Source organism: Gemmatimonadota bacterium (genome assembly GCA_041390125.1).
Classification (GTDB): Bacteria; Gemmatimonadota; Gemmatimonadetes; order Longimicrobiales; family Gaopeijiaceae; genus JAGQIF01.
On record JAWKQN010000009.1, the window covers coordinates 143,756 to 162,335 of the forward strand.

19 protein-coding genes are annotated in these 18,580 nt (G+C 71.0%); 17 read left to right on the plus strand and 2 right to left on the minus strand.

Going from position 1 to position 18,580, the window contains the following annotated elements:
- The first annotated feature begins 2 nt into the window (after nt 1-2).
- From sucD to xerD, 14 genes are all read left to right on the plus strand, one after another.
- Nucleotides 3-890, plus strand: a complete 888-nt coding sequence (gene sucD / locus R3E98_11165; GenBank protein MEZ4423965.1) for a succinate--CoA ligase subunit alpha — start codon at nt 3-5, stop codon at nt 888-890.
- Nucleotides 891-909: 19 nt separating this feature from the next.
- Nucleotides 910-1,776, plus strand: coding sequence for a CBS domain-containing protein (locus R3E98_11170; protein MEZ4423966.1), 867 nt, complete (start codon nt 910-912; stop codon nt 1,774-1,776).
- 67 nt (nt 1,777-1,843) lie between these two features.
- A complete protein-coding gene (ndk, locus tag R3E98_11175; GenBank protein ID MEZ4423967.1) occupies nt 1,844-2,269 on the plus strand; it encodes a nucleoside-diphosphate kinase in 426 nt (141 codons plus the stop codon).
- Between the two features lie 74 nt (nt 2,270-2,343).
- Complete coding sequence (locus R3E98_11180) at nt 2,344-2,844, plus strand: DUF177 domain-containing protein (GenBank protein MEZ4423968.1); 501 nt, start codon at nt 2,344-2,346, stop codon at nt 2,842-2,844.
- Between the two features lie 7 nt (nt 2,845-2,851).
- The gene (gene rpmF / locus R3E98_11185; protein ID MEZ4423969.1) at nt 2,852-3,034 is read left to right on the plus strand and encodes a 50S ribosomal protein L32; all 183 of its coding nucleotides are present in this window, start codon (nt 2,852-2,854) and stop codon (nt 3,032-3,034) included.
- A 16-nt stretch (nt 3,035-3,050) separates the two neighbouring features.
- The gene (gene plsX / locus R3E98_11190) at nt 3,051-4,046 is read left to right on the plus strand and encodes a phosphate acyltransferase PlsX (protein MEZ4423970.1); all 996 of its coding nucleotides are present in this window, start codon (nt 3,051-3,053) and stop codon (nt 4,044-4,046) included.
- Complete coding sequence (locus R3E98_11195) at nt 4,043-5,035, plus strand: beta-ketoacyl-ACP synthase III (GenBank protein MEZ4423971.1); 993 nt, start codon at nt 4,043-4,045, stop codon at nt 5,033-5,035. Before plsX ends, R3E98_11195 begins: the two co-directional genes overlap by 4 nt.
- Nucleotides 5,036-5,042: 7 nt before the next feature.
- Nucleotides 5,043-5,978 (plus strand): ACP S-malonyltransferase, encoded by a 936-nt coding sequence (fabD, locus tag R3E98_11200; GenBank protein MEZ4423972.1) that lies wholly within the window; start codon nt 5,043-5,045, stop codon nt 5,976-5,978.
- Nucleotides 5,975-6,715 carry a 3-oxoacyl-[acyl-carrier-protein] reductase gene (gene fabG / locus R3E98_11205; GenBank protein MEZ4423973.1) on the plus strand — a complete coding sequence of 247 codons (741 nt, stop codon included), beginning with the start codon at nt 5,975-5,977 and terminating at the stop codon, nt 6,713-6,715. Before fabD ends, fabG begins: the two co-directional genes overlap by 4 nt.
- Before the next feature lie 58 nt (nt 6,716-6,773).
- Complete coding sequence (locus tag R3E98_11210) at nt 6,774-7,022, plus strand: acyl carrier protein (protein ID MEZ4423974.1); 249 nt, start codon at nt 6,774-6,776, stop codon at nt 7,020-7,022.
- 20 nt (nt 7,023-7,042) lie between these two features.
- A complete protein-coding gene (fabF, locus tag R3E98_11215) occupies nt 7,043-8,302 on the plus strand; it encodes a beta-ketoacyl-ACP synthase II (protein MEZ4423975.1) in 1,260 nt (419 codons plus the stop codon).
- Nucleotides 8,303-8,318: 16 nt separating this feature from the next.
- Nucleotides 8,319-8,792 (plus strand): 2-C-methyl-D-erythritol 2,4-cyclodiphosphate synthase, encoded by a 474-nt coding sequence (gene ispF / locus R3E98_11220; GenBank protein ID MEZ4423976.1) that lies wholly within the window; start codon nt 8,319-8,321, stop codon nt 8,790-8,792.
- Between the two features lie 27 nt (nt 8,793-8,819).
- The gene (locus R3E98_11225; GenBank protein MEZ4423977.1) at nt 8,820-9,527 is read left to right on the plus strand and encodes a DedA family protein; all 708 of its coding nucleotides are present in this window, start codon (nt 8,820-8,822) and stop codon (nt 9,525-9,527) included.
- Nucleotides 9,524-10,435, plus strand: coding sequence for a site-specific tyrosine recombinase XerD (gene xerD / locus R3E98_11230; protein MEZ4423978.1), 912 nt, complete (start codon nt 9,524-9,526; stop codon nt 10,433-10,435). The genes R3E98_11225 and xerD overlap by 4 nt, the downstream gene beginning before the upstream one ends.
- Nucleotides 10,436-10,537: 102 nt before the next feature.
- Here xerD and R3E98_11235 read toward each other — a convergent pair whose 3' ends face one another.
- Nucleotides 10,538-12,175 carry a S41 family peptidase gene (locus R3E98_11235; GenBank protein MEZ4423979.1) on the minus strand — a complete coding sequence of 546 codons (1,638 nt, stop codon included), beginning with the start codon at nt 12,173-12,175 and terminating at the stop codon, nt 10,538-10,540.
- A gap of 124 nt (nt 12,176-12,299) precedes the next feature.
- Between R3E98_11235 and nadE the strand changes: the two genes are divergently transcribed.
- Nucleotides 12,300-14,078, plus strand: a complete 1,779-nt coding sequence (gene nadE, locus R3E98_11240; protein ID MEZ4423980.1) for an NAD(+) synthase — start codon at nt 12,300-12,302, stop codon at nt 14,076-14,078.
- Between the two features lie 52 nt (nt 14,079-14,130).
- Here the strand turns inward: nadE and R3E98_11245 are convergent, their stop codons facing one another.
- On the minus strand, nt 14,131-15,159 hold the full coding sequence (locus R3E98_11245) for a hypothetical protein (GenBank protein MEZ4423981.1): 1,029 nt from the start codon (nt 15,157-15,159) through the stop codon (nt 14,131-14,133).
- 145 nt (nt 15,160-15,304) lie between these two features.
- On the opposite strand from R3E98_11245, the gene R3E98_11250 reads away from it, so the two are divergent.
- Together R3E98_11250 and kdsB are read left to right on the plus strand one after the other, a co-directional pair.
- Nucleotides 15,305-17,533: a S9 family peptidase gene (locus R3E98_11250; protein MEZ4423982.1), complete on the plus strand. Its 2,229-nt coding sequence runs from the start codon at nt 15,305-15,307 to the stop codon at nt 17,531-17,533.
- A 238-nt stretch (nt 17,534-17,771) separates the two neighbouring features.
- Nucleotides 17,772-18,539 (plus strand): 3-deoxy-manno-octulosonate cytidylyltransferase, encoded by a 768-nt coding sequence (kdsB, locus tag R3E98_11255; protein MEZ4423983.1) that lies wholly within the window; start codon nt 17,772-17,774, stop codon nt 18,537-18,539.
- Nucleotides 18,540-18,580: the final 41 nt, after the last annotated feature.

Consider the following 18,580-nt stretch of genomic DNA (forward strand, 5'->3'; position numbering starts at 1 on the left):
CGATGTCCATCTTCATCGACAAGAACACGCGCCTCGTCGTCCAGGGCATCACCGGCCGCGACGGGTCCTTCCACACCACCCAGATGATCGAGTACGGCACCCAGGTGGTGGCCGGGGTCACGCCGGGGAAGGGAGGCCAGACGTTCGACGGGCCGGGCGGCGTCCAGGTCCCCATCTTCCACGGCGTGAACGAAGCCGTGCGAGAGGCGGGCGCCAACACCTCCGTCATCTACGTCCCACCGGCCTTCGCCGCGAGCGCGATCATGGAGGCGGCGGACGCCGGCATCAGCTTCATCGTCGCGATCACCGAAGGGATCCCCGTGCAGGACATGGCGCGCGCGCACGCCTATGCCCGCGACCGTGGCGCGCGGGTGCTCGGCCCCAACTGTCCCGGGCTCATCTCGCCCGGCAAGAGCAAGGTGGGCATCCTGCCGGCCCAGATCGTCACGCCGGGTCCGGTTGGCGTGGTGTCGCGATCGGGGACGCTCACGTACGAGGCCGTCTATCAGCTCACGCAGGCCGGGATCGGCCAGACCACGTGCGTGGGCATCGGTGGCGACCCCCTGATCGGCACGAACTTCGTGGACTGCCTGAGCGCCTTCTCGGACGATCCCGAGACCGAGGCGGTCGTGATGATCGGCGAGATCGGCGGCACCGACGAGCAGGAGGCCGCGGCCTTCGTCAAGGCCAACCTGGACATCCCGGTCGTCGGGTTCATCGCGGGACAGACGGCGCCTCCGGGACGCCGGATGGGACACGCGGGCGCCATCATCTCCGGCTCGTCGGGCACCGCGGCCGAGAAGATGGCCGCGTTCGAGGAGAACGGCATCCCGGTGGCCAAGCGTCCGGCCGACATCGTAGGCCTCATCCAGCAGGCGCTCGGGCGCTGAGCGCGTCCGGTCCGGTCCCATGAGGCTCTCCGAGTTGCTCGGACCGGACCGGATCCTGTTGGATCGGGAGCCGGACGATCTCGCGTCTGCGTTGGCCGAGTGTCTCGCCGTGCTGTCGGCGCCGTCCGCGGAGGGGGCCGTCACGCGCGCCCGCGCGCTGCTGGAGGGGCAGGGCGGCGTGGTGGTCCGGGCCAACGAGCAGGTGCTGATCGCGGCCGCCACCGATGGGGTCTCCGCCCCCGAGGCTGCGCTCCTGGTCGCCGCGCGCCCGTTCTCGGCGCCGGTGCCGGTGGAGGATGCCGTGGCCCGGGCGGTCCTGGTGCTGCGGGTCCCGGGGTCGCTCAAGACCCTGAAGGTGCAGTGGTTCCCGGCCATCATCCGGGCGGTACGGGAAGGCGACACGACCGCCCGGCTGTTGTCCGCGCGCACTCCCTCGGCCCTGCAGGGCCTCGAGCCCTTGATGGGCACGTCCCTGCGCAGGCAGTTGCTGGTCGAGGACGTGATGGCGCCCCTCTCGTACCGCGTCTACCCGGACACGCCGGTCTCCGAGGTCATCGACCTGATCGTGCGCCGTTCCGTCCCGGCGGTACCGGTGGTGGGGGAGGGTCACGAGCTCCTCGGCCTCATCACCGCGGGGGATGCCTTGAGCGAGCTGCTGCCGGACCGCATGTCCGGCGATGAGGAGGAGACGCCGGAGAAGAAGGGAAGGACCGCACGCGACGTCATGACGCGGACGGTGATGTGCGTGGGCGAGAGCCAGCAGCTGCTGGAGGCCGCCCATCTGATGGTGAAACGGGGCGTGGAGCAGCTGCCGGTGGTGCGCGAGGGCCAGCTCGTGGGGTTCGTGGCGCGCGACACGCTGCTCAAGACGCTGAGCGAGATCTGAGAGCCGACCCGATCGGACCGGTGGACGGCCGTCCGCCGACCCTGGACCACAACCGCAGGAACACGGCATGAGACAGACCCTGGCGATCATCAAGCCCGACGCCGTCGCCGCCGGCAAGGCCGGGAAGATCCTGGCCCACCTGGAGGGCAACGGCTTCACCGTGCGCGCGCTCGAGATGGTGCGCCTGACCCGAGCCCAGGCCGAGGCCTTCTACGAGGTGCACCGGGAGCGTCCCTTCTACGGCTCCCTGGTGGAGTTCATGACCTCGGGTCCGGCGATCCCGATGGTCCTCGAGGCGGACGGGGCCGTGGCGGCGCTGCGGAGCGCGATCGGCGCCACCGACCCGGCCGAGGCGGCCGAGGGGACGGTCCGGAAGCTCTACGCCGAGTCGAAGGAGCGGAACGCCATCCACGCCTCCGACTCGGACGAGAACGCGGCCCGGGAGATCGCCTTCTTCTTCCCGGAGCGGACCCGGATCGGCCTGGGGCGCTGACCGGTCCCCGGCGGCCGGAGGGGTGGGCCTGTTTTCGTTGACCCTCCTACCCCCCTCGGCTACCTTTCCGGACTATGCTCCAGTTGAATCTGGTGGCATTGAGCCGGGCGGGATCGCTGCCGATCGAAGGCACGCTCCCGGTAGAGGGTCCCGATTGGGACCTGGACGGGCTACGGTTCGACCAGCCGCCGCTCGTCCGGGGAAGGGCTCAGGCCCTGACCGGGGACGATGTGCTCGTCCGGGTCGATGTCGCGGGGGAAGTGGTCGGCGAGTGTGCGCGGTGCCTGGCACCGGTGCGTACGCCCGTCCGTTCCGCTTTCGATCTGTACTACTCGGCCGAAGCGGACGAGGATGACGGGGAGGTGCGGCCGTTGGCGCCGGAAGCCACGACGGTGGATCTGGTGCCCGCGCTGCGGGAGGAGCTGCTGCTCACCCTGCCGACCCATCTGGTGTGTGAAGAAGCGTGCGCCGGGCTATGCCCGAAGTGCGGAGCGAACCTGAACGAGGCACGGTGCGATTGCTCGGACGAGGAGATCGATCCTCGCTGGGCCGCGCTCCGGACCCTGAACGAGTGAGACGAGGATGGCTGTCCCGAAGCGACGGGTATCGAAGCAGCGCAAGCGGAAGCGCCGCACGCACTACAAGGCCGAGGTCCCCACGGTGGCGGCGTGCCCGAAGTGTGGAGATCCGAAGCGGCCCCACTACGTGTGTGGGACCTGCGGATTCTACGGGGACGAAGCCGTCCTGAACGTCGACGTCGACTGACGCGGGCGTCGGCCCTGTGCGGATCGCCATCGACGCGATGGGGACCGACAGCGCCCCCGGTCCGGAAGTGGCCGGGGCGTTGCTGGCCCTCCACGAGCTTCCTTCGGACACCCACATCGTCCTCGTCGGGGACGAAGGCGCGGTCCGAACCGAGCTGAGCCGCCACACCGACACGCCGCCCGAGCGCCTGCACCTCGTGCATGCGCCCGAGCGCATCCTCCCCGGCGAGGCGCCGACGCAGGCCTTCCGGAAGAAGCCACACTCGTCGATCGCCCTCGGGCTGCGCCTCCTCAAGGAGCGGCAGGCCGACGCCTTCGTATCCGCCGGGTCCACCGGCGCGGTGATGGCCGGCTCCCTCCTGACGCTGCGCCCCCTTCCGGGCGTGGACCGGCCCGCGATCGGCACGCTCCTTCCGACCGCCGACCGCCCGGTCCTGATGCTGGACGCGGGGGCCAATGTGGACTGCCGTCCGGCCCACCTGGTCCAGTTCGCCCGGCTCGGGCACATCTACGCGCAGGACCTGATGGGGATCGAGCACCCGCGCGTGGGTCTGCTGAACATCGGCGAAGAAGAGGAGAAGGGGAACGAGGTCGCCGTGGAGACCCATCGGCTCCTGCGGGAGAGCGGCCTCAACTTCGTCGGCAACGTGGAAGGAAGCGATCTCATCCACGGCCGATGTGACGTCTTCGTCTGCGACGGATTCGTGGGCAACGTCCTGCTCAAGTTCTACGAGTCGGTCGCGGCCTTCATCGCGCAGCTCCTGCGCCGGCAGGCCGAGGCCGTGCTGAAGGAGCTGGACCTGGAACCGGTCTTCCGGGTCCTCGACTATGCGGAGTACGGGGGAGCCCCGCTGCTCGGCGTCAACGGGGTCTCCGTCATCTGTCACGGCCGCTCCCCCCCGAAGGCCATCCTGAACGCGATCAAGCTGGCGGCGCGTGCGGTCGAGACCGACATGGTCGGTGACATGGCCCGGGAGCTGGCGGACGGGGCACCCTCCGGAGAGGAACGATGAAGAGCCCCACCCCGATCGTGCGCATCGCGGCCACCGGGCGCTATCTGCCCGAACGGGTGGTCACGAACGACGACCTGTCGAAGCTCGTCGAGACCTCGGATGAGTGGATCCGCGAACGCACCGGGATCGCGGAGCGTCGCATCGCCCCCGAAGCGATGCTGGCGGCCGAGATGGGCGAGTTGGCCGCGCGCCAGGCGCTCGAACGGGCGGGTGTGGCTCCGGGCGAGGTGGACGTGTTGATCGTGACCACGGCCACGCCGGACCGGTGGTTGCCGTCCACGGCCTGCGACCTCCAGTCCCTGCTGGGCGCGAGCAACGCCTTCGCCTACGACCTGAGCGCGGCCTGCACGGGCTTCCTCTACGGCGTGTCCATGGGCGAAGGGTTCCTGGCGGCCGGGCGCGGCGACGTCGCGCTCGTCGTCTCGACCGAGAAGATGAGCGCGATCGTCGACTGGACGGATCGCTCCACCTGCGTGCTGTTCGGAGACGGCGCGGGAGCGGCCGTGTTGCGTCGCTCGGAGGACGAGCGCGGCATCCTGTCGAGCCATCATGGCTCGGACGGGGCGCTCGCGGAGCTGCTGTACCGCCCGGCCGGCGGAGTCCGCCAGGCGCTCGACCTCGAGGCCCTGGAGCGCAAGGATCACATGCTCAAGATGCACGGGCGCGAGGTCTTCAAGAACGCGGTCCGCAACATGGCCGAGGCGTCCGAGATCGCGTTGCAGAAGGCCGGACTCACGGCAGCCGACGTGGATCTGATGGTGCCGCACCAGGCCAACATCCGCATCATCGAGGCCACGGCGCGATACGCAGGCATCCCGATGGACAAGGTGTTCGTCAACGTGGACCGGTACGGCAACATGAGCTCGGCGACCGTGCCGGTCGCGCTGGATGAAGCCCAGGAGCAGGGGCGCCTCGGCCCCGGCGCCATCGTCCTCAGCGCGGCCTTCGGGGCCGGTCTGACCTGGGGCGCCATGACGTTCCGCTGGTAGGCTGCCCATGTCCCTCGCAGTGATGTTCCCCGGCCAGGGGTCGCAAGCCGTCGGCATGGGCGCCGATCTGGTCGCGCGCTTCCCGGAGGCGCGCGCCACGTTCGACGAGGCGGACGCCGTCCTGGAGGCACCCCTGTCCCGGCTCGCCTTCGAGGGCCCGCTCGACGAGCTGACCGCCACCCGCAACGCCCAGCCGGCCATCCTCGTGCACTCGGTGGCCGTGTTGCGTGTGCTCGGTGCCCGCTTGGGTGCGGTGGGCTCGGCGGCCGGCCATTCCCTGGGCGAATTCTCCGCCCACGTGTGCGCCGGGACGCTGAGCTTCGCAGACGCGCTACGGGCAGTGCGCCTCCGCGGCACCCTGATGTACGACGCCGGGCTGGCCCGCCCGGGCAGCATGGCCGCGGTGCTCGGGCTCGACGACGACGTGATCGCCGACGTGTGCCGGGACGTGACCATCGACGGGGACGTCGTCGTGCCGGCCAACTTCAACTCCGCCGGGCAGGTGGTCGTGAGCGGGGACCGCACTGCGGTCACCCGGGCGATCCCGGCCCTGCAGGCCGCGGGCGCCAAGCGGGTGATCGAGCTGCAGGTCTCCGGGGCGTTCCATTCACCGCTGATGGAGCCGGCCCAGGAGGGTCTGGCGCGCCACCTCGACGCCGTGACCTTCCACGATCCCACGGTGCCGGTGTTCGCCAACGTCACGGCGCAGCCGGTGACCGTGGGCGCCGAGGCACGGGTCCGTCTCGTGGAGCAGCTGACCGCACCCGTTCGCTGGGCGGAGATCGTGCACGCACAGGTGGCGCACGGCGCAGACCGCTTCGTCGAGATCGGTCCTGGCTCCGTGTTGACCGGCCTCAGCAAGCGCAACGCGCGAGGCGTGCCGGCCCGGGCGCTCGGTACGGCAGACGACATCGAAGCCTTCCTGAACGAGGAGACGGCATGAGCCAGGAGCTCGCCGGGCAGGTCGCGCTGGTGACGGGCGGGTCGCGCGGGATCGGACGGGCCATCGCCGAAGCGCTCGCGGAGGCCGGCGCGCGCGTTGCCGTGGTGGCCCGTGACGAGACCCGTGCCCGGCAGACGGCGGCGGCGCTTCCCGGCGAGGGACACGCCGGATACGCCTGCGACGTGGCCGACGACGCCCAGGTCGCCGACACCGTGGCGTTGGTGCAGAAGGAGGTCGGGGATATCGCCGTGCTCGTCAACAACGCCGGGGTCACGCGCGACAACCTCGTGATGCGCATCGACGCCGACGCCTGGGACCAGGTGCTCGACACGAACCTGAAAGGGGCCTTCCACATGATCCGCGCGGTCAGCCGCGGGATGATGAAGCGCAGGGCCGGGGTCATCGTGAACATCTCGTCCGTCGTGGGATTGATGGGCAACGCCGGCCAGGCCAACTACGCGGCCTCCAAGGCCGGGCTCCTGGGCCTGACCAAGAGCGTGGCGCGGGAGCTCGCGTCCCGTGGGATCCGCTGCAACGCGGTGGCCCCGGGCTACATCGACACCGACATGACGGCCGACCTGGGCCCCGACGCGGCCGAGGCCCTCAAGGGCCGCATCCCGCTGGGACGGCTGGGGGAACCCCGGGACGTAGCGGGGTTAGTGCGCTTCCTGGCGGGACCGGACGCTCATTACATTACCGGCCAGGTGATCGCCGTGGACGGCGGCATGGTCATGTAGGACCTTCGGGTCGGCCTTCCTGCCGGCCCCCCGAACCTCAATCCTGAAAGGTGGAAGCATGGCGGACAGCGTGGAGTCGAAGGTCAGGGAGATCATCGTGAACGAGCTGGGCGTCGAGGCCGAGAAGGTCTCCCGGAGCGCCTCGTTCGTCGAGGATCTCGGGGCGGACTCCCTCGACACGGTCGAGCTCGTCATGGCGTTCGAGGAGGAGTTCGGGATCGACATCCCCGACGAGGACGCGGAGCAGATGCGCACCGTCGGGGACGCCATCGACTATCTCGAGAAGAACGCGGCCAGCGCCGACTGATCCGGCCTGGCCCGCACATCATGGACACAGCCCGCAGACGGGTCGTCATCACCGGGATCGGAGTGGTCTCCCCGGTCGGGATCGGCGTCGAGCCGACCTGGCGCGCGCTCGTCGCGGGCACCAGCGGGGGTGGGCCCATCACCCACTTCGAACCGAGCGAGGACTACCCCACACGCATCGCGTGTGAGGTGAAGGGGTTCGACGCCTCCGGCGTGTTGGATGCCAAGGAGGCGCGCCGCTACGATCGGTTCGCGCAGTTCGCGCTCGTGGCCACGCAGGAGGCCATGGCGCACGCGGGGCTGGAAGGTCCCGTCCCGGGCACCGACCCCGCACGCTTCGGCGTGATCTACGGGAGCGGCATCGGTGGGATCCAGACGTTCGAAGAGCAGTGTCGCACGCTGATCGAACGGGGCCCCAAGCGCGTCAGCCCCTTCTTCGTGCCGATGTTCATCCCGGACATCGCCGCGGGCCTGATCTCCATCCGCTGGGGCCTGCAGGGCGCCAACTACGCCACGGTGTCGGCATGCGCCTCCTCGGCGCACGCCATCGGCGAGGCGCTCCGCACCATCCAGCGCGGGGACGCCGATGCGATGGTGGCCGGGGGCACCGAAGCGACCATCACGCCGTTGACCATCGCGGGCTTCGCGGCCATGAAGGCCATGTCCACCCGCAATGACGACCCCGGCACAGCCAGCCGGCCGTTCTGCGCAGAGCGGGACGGATTCGTGATCGGGGAAGGCGCGGGCACCGTGGTGCTGGAATCGCTGGAGCATGCGGAGGCGCGCGGCGCCACCCCGCTGGCCGAGGTGGTCGGCTACGGCGCCTCGGCGGACGCCTACCACATCACCAGCCCGGCACCGGAGCACGCCGGCGCCCAGGTGGCCATGCGCACGGCGCTTTCGGACGCGGCGCTGGCCCCCACCGACGTGGACTACATCAACGCGCACGGGACGTCGACGCAGCTGAACGACGCGCGCGAAACGGAGGCCATCAAGGCGGTCTTCGGCGACCACGCATACCGGATGGTGGTCAGCTCCACCAAGTCCATGACGGGGCATCTGCTCGGGGCGGCGGGCGGACTCGAGGCCGCGGTCTCGGTGAAGGTGTGCGAGAGTGGTGTGATCCCGCCCACCATCAACTGCAGCGCGCGCGACCCCGAGTGCGACCTCGACTACGCCCATGGCGGCGCCGTCGAGCGCGACGTGCGCGTCGTGCTTTCGAATTCCTTCGGGTTCGGCGGGCACAACGTCTGTCTGGCCTTGAAGCGGTGGGACTCCTGAGCCTCCGTTCGGACCGGTGAGGGTCGGCTTCGGCTACGATTCGCACCGCTTCGACCCGGACCGACCCCTGGTCCTGGGGGGCGTGCGGATCGCGGATGCACCGGGTCTGGCCGGTCACTCGGACGCGGACGCCATCGCGCATGCCGTGACGGACGCCGTGCTCGGGGCCGCGGCGCTGGGGGACATCGGCCGCCATTTCCCGCCGGGTGATCCGGCCTGGAAGGACGCCGATTCCATCGACCTGCTGCGTCGCGCCGTCGCGCTGCTCCACGACCGGGGGTACGCGGTCGGGAACGTGGACGTCACGGTGGTCACCGAGCGCGTGCGCATCGCGCCCCACGCGGATGCCATGCGGACCGTGCTGGCCACGACGCTCGGCGTGGCGGTGGACGCCGTCTCCGTGAAGGGCAAGACCAACGAAGGCATGGGCTGGACGGGGGAGGGGGTCGGGTTGGCCGCGTACGCCGTGGCGCTCGTCCGCCCGACCTGAGGTCGCGCTTCCCCAGACGTTCGTCGAGTGGCGGCACCGCTGGGGCTCGGGTGGGCGGGCCACGACGGGAAGCGTGCGGGGACGGCGGACGAGGGGAAGGTGCGCATGAGCGAGGGCATGGGAGTGCTGGGCTGGGCCCTGGAGCTGGCGCCCGCGCTGCTGTATCTGCTCCTGGCCCTGGGTGCCGCGCTCGAGAACATCGTGCCGCCGATCCCGGCCGACACGTTCGTCGTCGTGGGCGGCGTGCTCGCCGCCCGCGGAACGCTCGGCGCCGAATGGGTCTTCGTCGTGACCTGGTCCGCGAACGTGGCCTCGGCGCTCCTGGTGTACGCGGCAGGGCGGCGCTACGGCGCCCGCTTCTTCCAGGGTCGCCTCGGTCGGCGGCTCCTCTCCCCTGGACAGCTCGAACAGGTGGAGGGCTTCTTCCGGCGCTGGGGCGTCCCTGCGCTCATCCTCACCCGTTTCCTGCCCGGCGTGCGCGCCGTCGTGCCGGGCTTCGCCGGCGTGAGCCGTCTGCGCCCTCTCGTGGTGGTGCCGACCCTCGCCGCGGCTTCGGCGGTGTGGTACGGCACGCTGACCTGGGCGGGCACCGTGGCGGGCGCCAACCTGCCCGCCGTCCTGGACACGCTCGCCGGGGTGAACCGCGGTCTGCTCGTCCTCGCGGTGGCCGTGGGCGCTGTCCTGGGGTGGTGGTGGCGCCGCTCGCGGCGCCGGGACCGACCGGAGCCGAGATGACGGACGCCGCTCCCGACCGCCCGTTCGCGTTCGCCGCCTATGGCGAGTACCTGCGCTTCGAGCGGGGCCTGTCCGATCGCACCGTATCCGCGTACGAGGGCGACGTGCGACGGCTGGTCGAATGGCTCCTCGGGCAGGGGGTCACCCGGGTCGAGGCCGTCGACTCGAGCCATCTGCGCGACTACGTGGTCGCGCTGACGCAGGAGGGCCGCGAAGGATCCTCCGTCCGCCGGGTCCAGTCGTCGCTGCGCTCGTACTTCGGGTTCCTCGTGGCCGAGGGGCGGCTGGAGCACGATCCGTCGGATCGTCTCGAATCGCCGCGCGTGTGGCGGCGCCTCCCGCGCGTGCTCTCGGTGGAGGACGTGGTCCGACTGATCGAAGCGGGAGATGCCGACCACCTCCTCTACTGGCGCGACCGGGCGATGCTGGAGGTGCTCTACGGCGGGGGGCTGCGCGTCTCCGAGCTGACGGGGCTCCGGGTCGTCGACCTGGATCTGGAGGAGGGCATCTGCCTCGTGTTCGGGAAAGGGTCCAAGGAGCGCATGGTGCCGTTGGGGACACCGGCGCTGGGCGCGGTGGAGCGCTACCTGCGCGCCGTGCGGCCGGAGCTCGATCGCGGCCAGGGGGGCGGGATCGTGTTCCTGAACCAGAACGGCCGCCCCCTGACCCGGATGACCGTATGGAACGTGGTGCGTGCCCACCGCGACCGCGCCGGGCTCACGCAGCGCATCTCCCCGCACACGCTCCGGCACTCGTTCGCCACGCACCTCCTCGAAGGCGGCGCCGATCTGGCCGCAGTGCAGGAGCTGCTGGGTCATGCCGACATCTCCACCACCCAGATCTACACGCACGTCGACCGCGCCTACCTGCGAGACGTGCACCGCACGTACCACCCCCGCAGCGCCTGAGCACGCGCACCGCTCCGCGATCCGCCCGGATGCGACGACGGCCCGCCGGACCGCGGAGGGTCCGACGGGCCGCAGATGCGCCCATCCGGTGCGCCGGAGCGGTCAGCGGCCGGGGCGTGCTCCCGTGCGACTCGGGGTCGAGCCCGTCCCGCCGCTCCACACCATCGCGTCGGAGAACAGCTCCCGCTGCGAGCTGGCCTTCTCCAGCAGCTCGATGGCCGCGGTGAGCACGGGGTCGCGCTCCATCCGGTACGCCATGGCCAGCCCCAGGGCATCCGCCCGTTCGGCCGCGGCGATCCGCGTCCGCCAGTACAGGTAGTCGCGCACCCCCGTCGCATCGAGCGCGGCGGTGGGCAGACCCTCCGCGATGAGCGCGGCGGCGAACTCGTCGAACTCGGCCCGGCTCACCTCCGGGCCCGAACCGTCCGACTGGCTGCGGCGTGCGATGCGGAGCGCGAACTCGGCCACGCGCAGGTTGAGCGGCACCTCGGCCTGCGCCGCGGCGGTGAACAGCTCACGCTCGGCGAGCGTGAGCGTGTCGTCGGCGATGGGCAGATCGGGGAAGACCCCACCCCCGGCCTGGATCTCGCGCCCGAGCGCAGTGGAGACCGTCGGCAGCGTGTCGATGTCCTGCTCGACGACGTGCCCCTGTTTGTCCCGCGGACGGTGCAGCGAGCGGCCGAGCGGCGTATACCACTCGCCGGTCGTGAGCCGGATGACCCGGCCCGCCGGTAGCGGAAGCAACGTCTGCACCACGCCCTTGCCGAACGTGCGGCTGCCGATGATCAGGGCCCGGTCGTGATCCTGCCAGGCGCCAGCGACGATCTCGGCGGCCGAGGCGGTGTTCTCGTCCACGAGCACGACCACGGGTGTGTTGGGCAGCACGGCGGGTCGGCGATCGTCCCAGGACTCTTCGGCCCGGTCGCCGCCGCGGCCGATCGCACGGCTGCGCGTGCTGGCCAGGCGCTGGCCGGGGGCCAGCAGCAGGTCCGAGATCCACAGCGATTCGTCCAGGTATCCACCGAGGTTCCGGCGCAGGTCGAGGATGACACCTTTGGTGCCGCTCATCTCCTGGAACGCGGCGGCGATCTCGTCCGCCGAGCCGCGCGCGACCCGGTCCAGCAGGATGTAGCCGATGGAGTCGTGGACCACGTCCGCGTGGACCGCCTGCACGTGCACGTTCGAGCGGGAGATGGTGAAGGCCAGCGGGGTCGTGACCCCCTCCCGCCGGATCTTCACGTCCACCGTGGTTCCCGGTTTGCCGCGGATGCGATCGGACGTGTCCGTCGTGGTCCAGCCCTCGGTGGTCTCTCCCTCCACCTCGACGATCCGGTCGCCCACGAGCAGCCCCACGTCCTCCGCGGGGGTGCCCTTGAAGACGATCGTGATCGTGATGGACTCCTCGAGCTGGGAGATCTGGACGCCGATGCCCGCATAGTCGCCGGTGGTCTCCTCGCGGAACTCGGCGAGCTCGTCCGGCGTGAAGACGGTGGCGTACGGATCCTCGATGCCGTCGATCAGGCCCTGGATGGCCTTCTCCCACAGCGCCGAATCCCCGAGCGACTGGATATAGTAGTCGCGGATGGTCTCGAACGTCTGCTGGAAGACCTGGGCTTCGTTGCCCGCGGCGCCGGCCTGGTTCCTGGCCCGCGTCGACATGCGGTCCGGCTGCTGGCTGACGCCCGCCTGCGGGAGGATCAGGATACCCAGGAGGGCTGCGGTCGCTATCTTACCGGCCATGCGTCGACTCGCGGGTTGAAGCCATGTGTGAGGGTGAAACCCCGGGGCGGCGAAGCGCGTTCCGTGGCTCCGGGCCCGTGCCCGGCGCGGCGCAAGAACCGAGCCCTCCAGACGGAAGGACGTCGTGCAGGACCACTCCGGCCGAGCCACCCTACGGCTCGCGCTCGCGCAATTCAAGCCGACCAAGGCGGACGTCGAGGGGAACCTCGCCCGCGTACGCGACCGGATCGGCGCCCATGCCGGCCGGACGGACCTCCTGGTTTTCCCGGAAACCGCGCTCAGCGGCTACTTCCTCGAGGGCGGCGTGCTGGAGGTGGCCCTGGAGGCGGAGGAGCTCGCCGGGCGGCTGGGGAAGCCTCCGGCCGACGCGCCCGACGTCGTCGTCGGCTTCTACGAGCGCTGGCGCCACCGGCACTACAACGCGGTGGCCCACCTCACGCCCGTGGACGATCGATGGCACATCGTGCATGTCCACCGGAAGATGTTCCTGCCGACCTACGGCGTCTTCGACGAGGATCGGTTCGTCGAGGCCGGCGCCTCGCTCGCCCCCTACGACACGCGCTTCGGGCGCCTGGGCCTGCTCGTCTGCGAGGAGGCGTGGCACAGCCTGCCCGGCGCCATCCTGGCGGTGGGCGGAGCGGAGCTGGTCGTGGTGGTGAGCGCGTCCCCGGCCCGGGACTACGGGCCCGGCGCCGGTCGACCCGGCAACCTGGAGCGCTGGGATGCGGTCGCGCCCGGGCTCGCCCGCGAGCACGGCGTCTACGTGGCCGTCGCACAGCTCGTCGGCTCGGAGGGAGGCAAGTTCTTCCCGGGCGGCTCCATCGTGGTGGCCCCGGACGGCAGGATCCTGGAGCGGGGCCCGCTCATGGAGGAGGCCGACATCGAGGCCCGGCTGGACGGGCGGGTGCTCGACCGCGTCCGCTTCGATGCCCCGCTCCTGGGTGACCTCGAGCGTGTGCTCCCACACCTGCAGCGCTCCCTGGATCGGGCGTTCCGCCGCGGCCTGCAGGAGCCCGGTTCGCCACCGGCTCCGGGGCTGCGGGGCGGGGGCGCGCGTGGCAGCGATGATCCCGATCCGCGAGACCGGCGGATGCTGGACCTCGACCTCGATCTGGTGGAGCGCACCCTGGTCGAATTCATCCGGGACGAGGTGGTGCGCCGTCGGGGCTTCGAGCGCGTCGTGCTGGGGGTCTCCGGTGGCGTGGACTCGGCCGTCGCGCTCTTCCTCGCAGCGCGCGCCCTCGGACCGGAGAACGTCTTCGGCTTCCGGCTCCCGTATCGCACGTCGAGCCAGGATTCGCTCGACCATGCGGCGCTGGCGCTGGCCGCCGTGGGCGCGCAGGAACGCACCATCGACATCACCGCGCCGGTGGACGCCTACATCGACGCCTTCGAGCCGGACGTCACGCCCCTGCGGCGCGGCAACCTGTGCGCGCGCCTGCGCGCGGTCACGCTGTTCGACCAGTCGGCCAAGCTGCACGCCTTGCCGCTCGGGACCGGGAACAAGAGCGAGCGTCTGCTCGGCTACTACACGTGGCACGCCGACGACTCTCCACCCATCAACCCGCTCGGCGACCTCTTCAAGACGCAGGTCTGGGCTCTGGCCCGCCACCTCGGCGTGCCCGACCCGATCATCGACAAGCCGGCGAGCGCGGATCTGGTGGTGGGCGTGCACGACGAGGACGAGCTGGGCATCGGATACCCGGTCGCCGACGCGATCCTGCACTGGGTGCTGAAGGGCCATACGGCGCCGGAGCTGGAGGAAGCGGGTTTCGACCCCGACGCCGTGCGCATCGTGCTCCGACGACTCGACAGCACGCACTGGAAACGCGAGCTCCCCACCGTGGCGGTGCTCTCCTCCAGCGCGATCGGCGAGTTCTACCTGCGGCCCGTGGACTACTGAGCGGCCGCGATCGGAAGGATCCCAGCCGGTAAGGCGCGGATCCGACCGATGATCACAGCCAACCGGCCACCCGGCGGCGCAGCGATTCGATGGCCGGCAGCGGCGTGAGCTCTCCGTCGATGATGTCCGCCAGCTCCTCCTCTTCGCGCCAGTGGGTCTCCAGCTCCGCCAACTCCAGCTCCAGGAGTCTCTGCTCGCTGGCTTCGTTGGCTGCGATCTCGAGCGCGATCGCTCCCGTGCGCCGCAGATCGCCCAGACGCCGTCCCTCCGCTCCGAGCACCAACCGCTTCACGTGCGCGGGCGAGCCGGCCTCGCTGATCAGCCGCGCCGCGGAGCGCACCCGGCCCTCCGAGGCGCCGGAGAAGTGGTGGAAGGCCAGGAGTCGCTGTGCGGTGCGCTCCGCCTCGCGTCCTTCGAGCGCGAGCCCACCGCCGCGCACGCTCCGGCACCGGGGACAGCGCTGGCGCAGGACGAGCGTCTGCGGTCCGGTACCGGGGGCGAGGATGAGCGATTCGCGCTCGGTGAAGGCCACCCGGTCGAAGACATGACCGCACTCGGCGCACACCTGGCGGCCCCGCCAGGCCGAGGAGCCGAAGCGCAACCAGCGCGCGCCCTTCACCACGCCCTCGGGCGCGTGCTCCCAGAGCATCCAGGCCCCCATCCACCCCATGCCGCCCCAGATCCCGCCCGCCAGCAGGGTCATCACACCCACGGAGGCGCCCACGCTGATGCGGCGGTAGCTGCGCCGACGCTCCAGGAGCTGCCGGCCATAGCGCCACCACGCCTCCTCGGTGAGGTTGGCGCGGCCGACGCGCACGATCTCCAGCGGCCCGGAGCGGAGCAGCGCGATGTTCTCCGTCTGGGACAGCAGCCGGGCCTTGTCGGTGGTGAGCTTCTCCAGTTCCTCCAGCGCCTCCCACCGCTCCTCGATGGGGGCGAGCGTCCAGCGCTTGCAGCTCCGGCAGATGGCCCACAGGCGACCCCGTGCGGGGTCGAAGGCGATGCGCCGTCCGTGCGGGAAGTGCTCGAGCACCTCGTTCGCTTCGAACGGGGTGGAGCAGATCAGGCAGCGTGCGAACACGGACCGGTCCCGACTGTAGGAAAGGGGCCCGGCAACTCCATGGCGCCGGGCGTGCCTCTATGGTAACTACGTCGAGCCACGAGGGTTTCGTCGTCCCGGCCGCTCCCCGGCCCGCGTGCCGCCCACGTCCCCAGTCGAGGATCCCATGCGTCGTCCCATCCCCCGCGTCCCCCTGCGGCCAGCCCTCCTGCTGGTGGCCCTCGCCGCTCCCGCGCTCGGCGCCCCACCGGTGGCCGCCCAGAGCCTCACCGTGGAGCGCTTCCTGACCGATCGTGACCTCTACCCGGTGGGTCTGCCCGACCTGGAGTGGATGCCCGACGGCGGCTCGCTGAGCTTCATCCAGGGCGGCCCGGATGGCACGACGGACCTGGTGGCCATCGACGTCGCCAGCGGCGAGGGCCGGCTCCTCGTGCGAGGGGCGACCCTGGTCCCGGACGGAGAGGACGCTCCGATCGCCATCGAAGGCTACGACTGGAGTCCGGACGGTGGACGGCTGTTGCTCTATACGCGCAGCGAGCGGGTGTGGCGGGAGAACACCAAGGGCTTCTACTACGTGCTGGATCTGGCGGACGGCCGCCTGCGCGCGCTCTCGGACGATCCCGGCTTCCAGCAGTTCGCCAAGTTCTCACCCGACGGGACGCGGGTGGGCTTCGTGCGCGCACACGATCTCTGGGTCAAGGACCTCGTGGCCGACACGGAGACCCGACTCACCCACGACGGCAGCGAGGACGTCATCAACGGGACGTTCGACTGGGTCTACGAGGAGGAGCTGGGGTTGCAGGACGGGTGGCGGTGGAGCCCGGACGGGGAGTCGATCGCGTTCTGGCGGCTGGACCAGAGCGCGGTCCGGACGTTCTTCATGATCGACGACCTGCAGGACTACGCGGCCACGGTGCCGGTGCGCTATCCGAAGGCGGGCGAGCAGAACAGCAGCGTGCGGGTCGGGGTCGTCGCCGCCAGCGGGGGCGATCCGCGCTGGCTGGACCTGGGGACCGACCCCGACATCTACGTCGCCCGTATGGACTGGACGCCGGATGGCCGGGTGCTGCTGCAACGCCTCAACCGCCTGCAGAACCGATTGGATGTGCTGGAGGGCGATCCCGCGACCGGTGCCACCCGTACGCTGTTCGTCGAGGAGTCGGAGACCTGGGTGGATGTCGACGACGCCCTCACCTGGGTCGACGACGATCGCTTCCTGTGGACCTCCGACCGTGACGGGTGGGAGCACGTCTATCTGTACCGTCGGGACGGCACCGTGGAGCGCCAGCTCACCCGCGGCGAGTTCGAGGTGACGGCCCTGGAAGGAGTCGATCCGGAGCAGGGTTGGGTCTGGGTCACCACCACGCGCCAGAGTCCGCTGGGCCGGCAGCTCGAGCGGGTGCGTCTGACGGGTGGGGAGCTCGAGCGTGTCTCCGAAGGCGAAGGAACCCACGACGTGGACCTGTCGCCCACAGGTGCGTTCTACATCGACGCCTGGTCGAGCCTGGGTCGTCCGCCCGCGTACGCGATGCACCGTGGGAACGGGGAGACGGTGCGCGTGCTCTCCGACAACGCCGATCTGGCCCAACGCCTGGACACGCTGGGCCTGGGGTCGGAGGAGTTCTTCCACTTCACCACGGAGGACGGGGTGGATCTGAACGGCTGGATGATCCGGCCGCCCGGCTTCGATCCCGCTCGCCGCTATCCCGTCCTGATGTACGTCTACGGCGGCCCCGGCTCGCAGACCGTGCTGGATTCCTGGGGCGGGACGCGCTGGTACTGGCACCAGGTGCTGGCCCAGCGCGGATTCGTGATCGTCAGCGTGGACGGTCGCGGCACCGGGGCCCGTGGGCGCGACTTCCAGAAGACGACGTACCTGGAGCTGGGACGCTGGGAGACGCACGACCAGATCGCGGCGGCCCGCTGGCTCGCGACGCGCCCGTGGGTGGATCCGGACCGGATCGGCATCTGGGGCTGGAGCTATGGCGGCTACATGACGCTCAACGCCCTCGAGCACGGCGCGGACGTCTTCGCGGCCGGCATCGCCGTGGCGCCGGTGACGCACTTCAAGTTCTACGACACGATCTACACCGAACGCTTCCTGCGCACGCCACAGACCAACGCGGCCGGGTACGCGGCCTATGCGCCACTCGAGAACGTGGACCTGCTGGAGGACGACCTGCTGCTGGTGCACGGGACGGGCGACGACAACGTGCACTTCCAGAACTCGGTGCAGCTCGTCGACGCCCTGCAGCAGGCCGGGAAGGACTTCGACCTCATGATCTATCCCAACCGGACCCACGCGATCGAGGGGACGCGCTCGCAGATGCACCTGTACCGCATGATGTTGGGCTGGCTCCAGGAGCACCTGGGGCCGGGCACCCCGGTCTCCTGAGCCGCACCCCGGCTCCGGCGCGCGTCCGGGACGCGGTGGGAGACGGAGCCCCCGTCAGCGGCCCTGACGCGCAGAGGCAGCCCTGCGCCCGGGTCCCCCGGACGCGGTCCGGCCTGCGATCCGGCGCATTGCGCCGACGCGGCCCCCGCGGGTGTTGCCGCGGGCGTGCGGCTCCCCCTACCTTGACGGGCGTGCAAGACACCGGGCGCGCTTCCGCTCTCGGCGCTCGAGGCGCCCGATGAGTGATCGAGTGCTGGGCATCGTCCCGGCGCGGATCGCTTCCACCCGTCTCCCCCGTAAGCCGCTGCACCTCCTGGCTGGTCGCCCCCTCATCGAGTGGGTATGGCGCCGCGCCCAGGCCCTCGGCGTCTTCGACGCCCTGCTCGTGGCCACCGACTCGCAGGAGATCGCCTCCGTGTGCGCGGGCTTCGGCGCTACCGTGGAGATGACGTCCGCCGAGCACCCCTCGGGAACCGATCGGGTCGCCGAGGTGGCCGCGCGGGCCGCCTGGAGTCGCTACGACGTCGTGGTCAACGTGCAGGGGGACGAGCCCCTGGTCACGCGCGCCACCGTCGAAGGCGCGGTGCGGCAGGTGTCCACCCACGGATGGGACGTGGGCACCTGCGCCACACCCCTCCGCGGCCCCGAGGAGTGGGTGGACCCCGCCGTCGTGAAGGTCGTGACCGGGGACCGCGGGCGGGCCCTCTACTTCTCCCGGGCCGCGATCCCGCATCCACGCGAGGGCGCGCCCGAATGGGGCGCGGCGCCCTGGCTCCGGCATCTGGGCGTGTACGCCTACCGGCGCGGAGCGCTCGAGGCCTGGGTGGCTCTGCCCCCCAGCCGGCTGGAGGGGGTGGAGCGGCTGGAGCAGCTGCGACCGCTCGAAGCCGGCATCGGCATCGGGGTCGCGGTGGTACCGGAGGCGGAGGGCGGCGTCGATACGCCCGAGGATGCGCTCCGCGTGGAACGGCGGCTGATCCAGGACATGGAGTCGGGTTATGTTTGAGGTCTACGAGGGGCGCCCGGAGGAAGCCGGCGCGCCTGCCA

Bases quoted from the DNA above. Each gene is read 5' to 3' on its own strand.
- xerD (MEZ4423978.1), top strand. From the start codon at position 9,524: ATGACGGACGCCGCTCCCGACCGCCCGTTCGCGTTCGCCGCCTATGGC.
- fabG (MEZ4423973.1), top strand. From the start codon at position 5,975: ATGAGCCAGGAGCTCGCCGGGCAGGTCGCGCTGGTGACGGGCGGGTCG.
- fabF (MEZ4423975.1), top strand. From the start codon at position 7,043: ATGGACACAGCCCGCAGACGGGTCGTCATCACCGGGATCGGAGTGGTC.
- R3E98_11170 (MEZ4423966.1), top strand. From the start codon at position 910: ATGAGGCTCTCCGAGTTGCTCGGACCGGACCGGATCCTGTTGGATCGG.
- R3E98_11210 (MEZ4423974.1), top strand. From the start codon at position 6,774: ATGGCGGACAGCGTGGAGTCGAAGGTCAGGGAGATCATCGTGAACGAG.
- R3E98_11250 (MEZ4423982.1), top strand. From the start codon at position 15,305: ATGCGTCGTCCCATCCCCCGCGTCCCCCTGCGGCCAGCCCTCCTGCTG.
- R3E98_11180 (MEZ4423968.1), top strand. From the start codon at position 2,344: ATGCTCCAGTTGAATCTGGTGGCATTGAGCCGGGCGGGATCGCTGCCG.
- sucD (MEZ4423965.1), top strand. From the start codon at position 3: ATGTCCATCTTCATCGACAAGAACACGCGCCTCGTCGTCCAGGGCATC.
- fabD (MEZ4423972.1), top strand. From the start codon at position 5,043: ATGTCCCTCGCAGTGATGTTCCCCGGCCAGGGGTCGCAAGCCGTCGGC.
- R3E98_11235 (MEZ4423979.1), bottom strand. From the start codon at position 12,175: ATGGCCGGTAAGATAGCGACCGCAGCCCTCCTGGGTATCCTGATCCTC.
- ndk (MEZ4423967.1), top strand. From the start codon at position 1,844: ATGAGACAGACCCTGGCGATCATCAAGCCCGACGCCGTCGCCGCCGGC.
- R3E98_11195 (MEZ4423971.1), top strand. From the start codon at position 4,043: ATGAAGAGCCCCACCCCGATCGTGCGCATCGCGGCCACCGGGCGCTAT.
- kdsB (MEZ4423983.1), top strand. From the start codon at position 17,772: ATGAGTGATCGAGTGCTGGGCATCGTCCCGGCGCGGATCGCTTCCACC.
- rpmF (MEZ4423969.1), top strand. From the start codon at position 2,852: ATGGCTGTCCCGAAGCGACGGGTATCGAAGCAGCGCAAGCGGAAGCGC.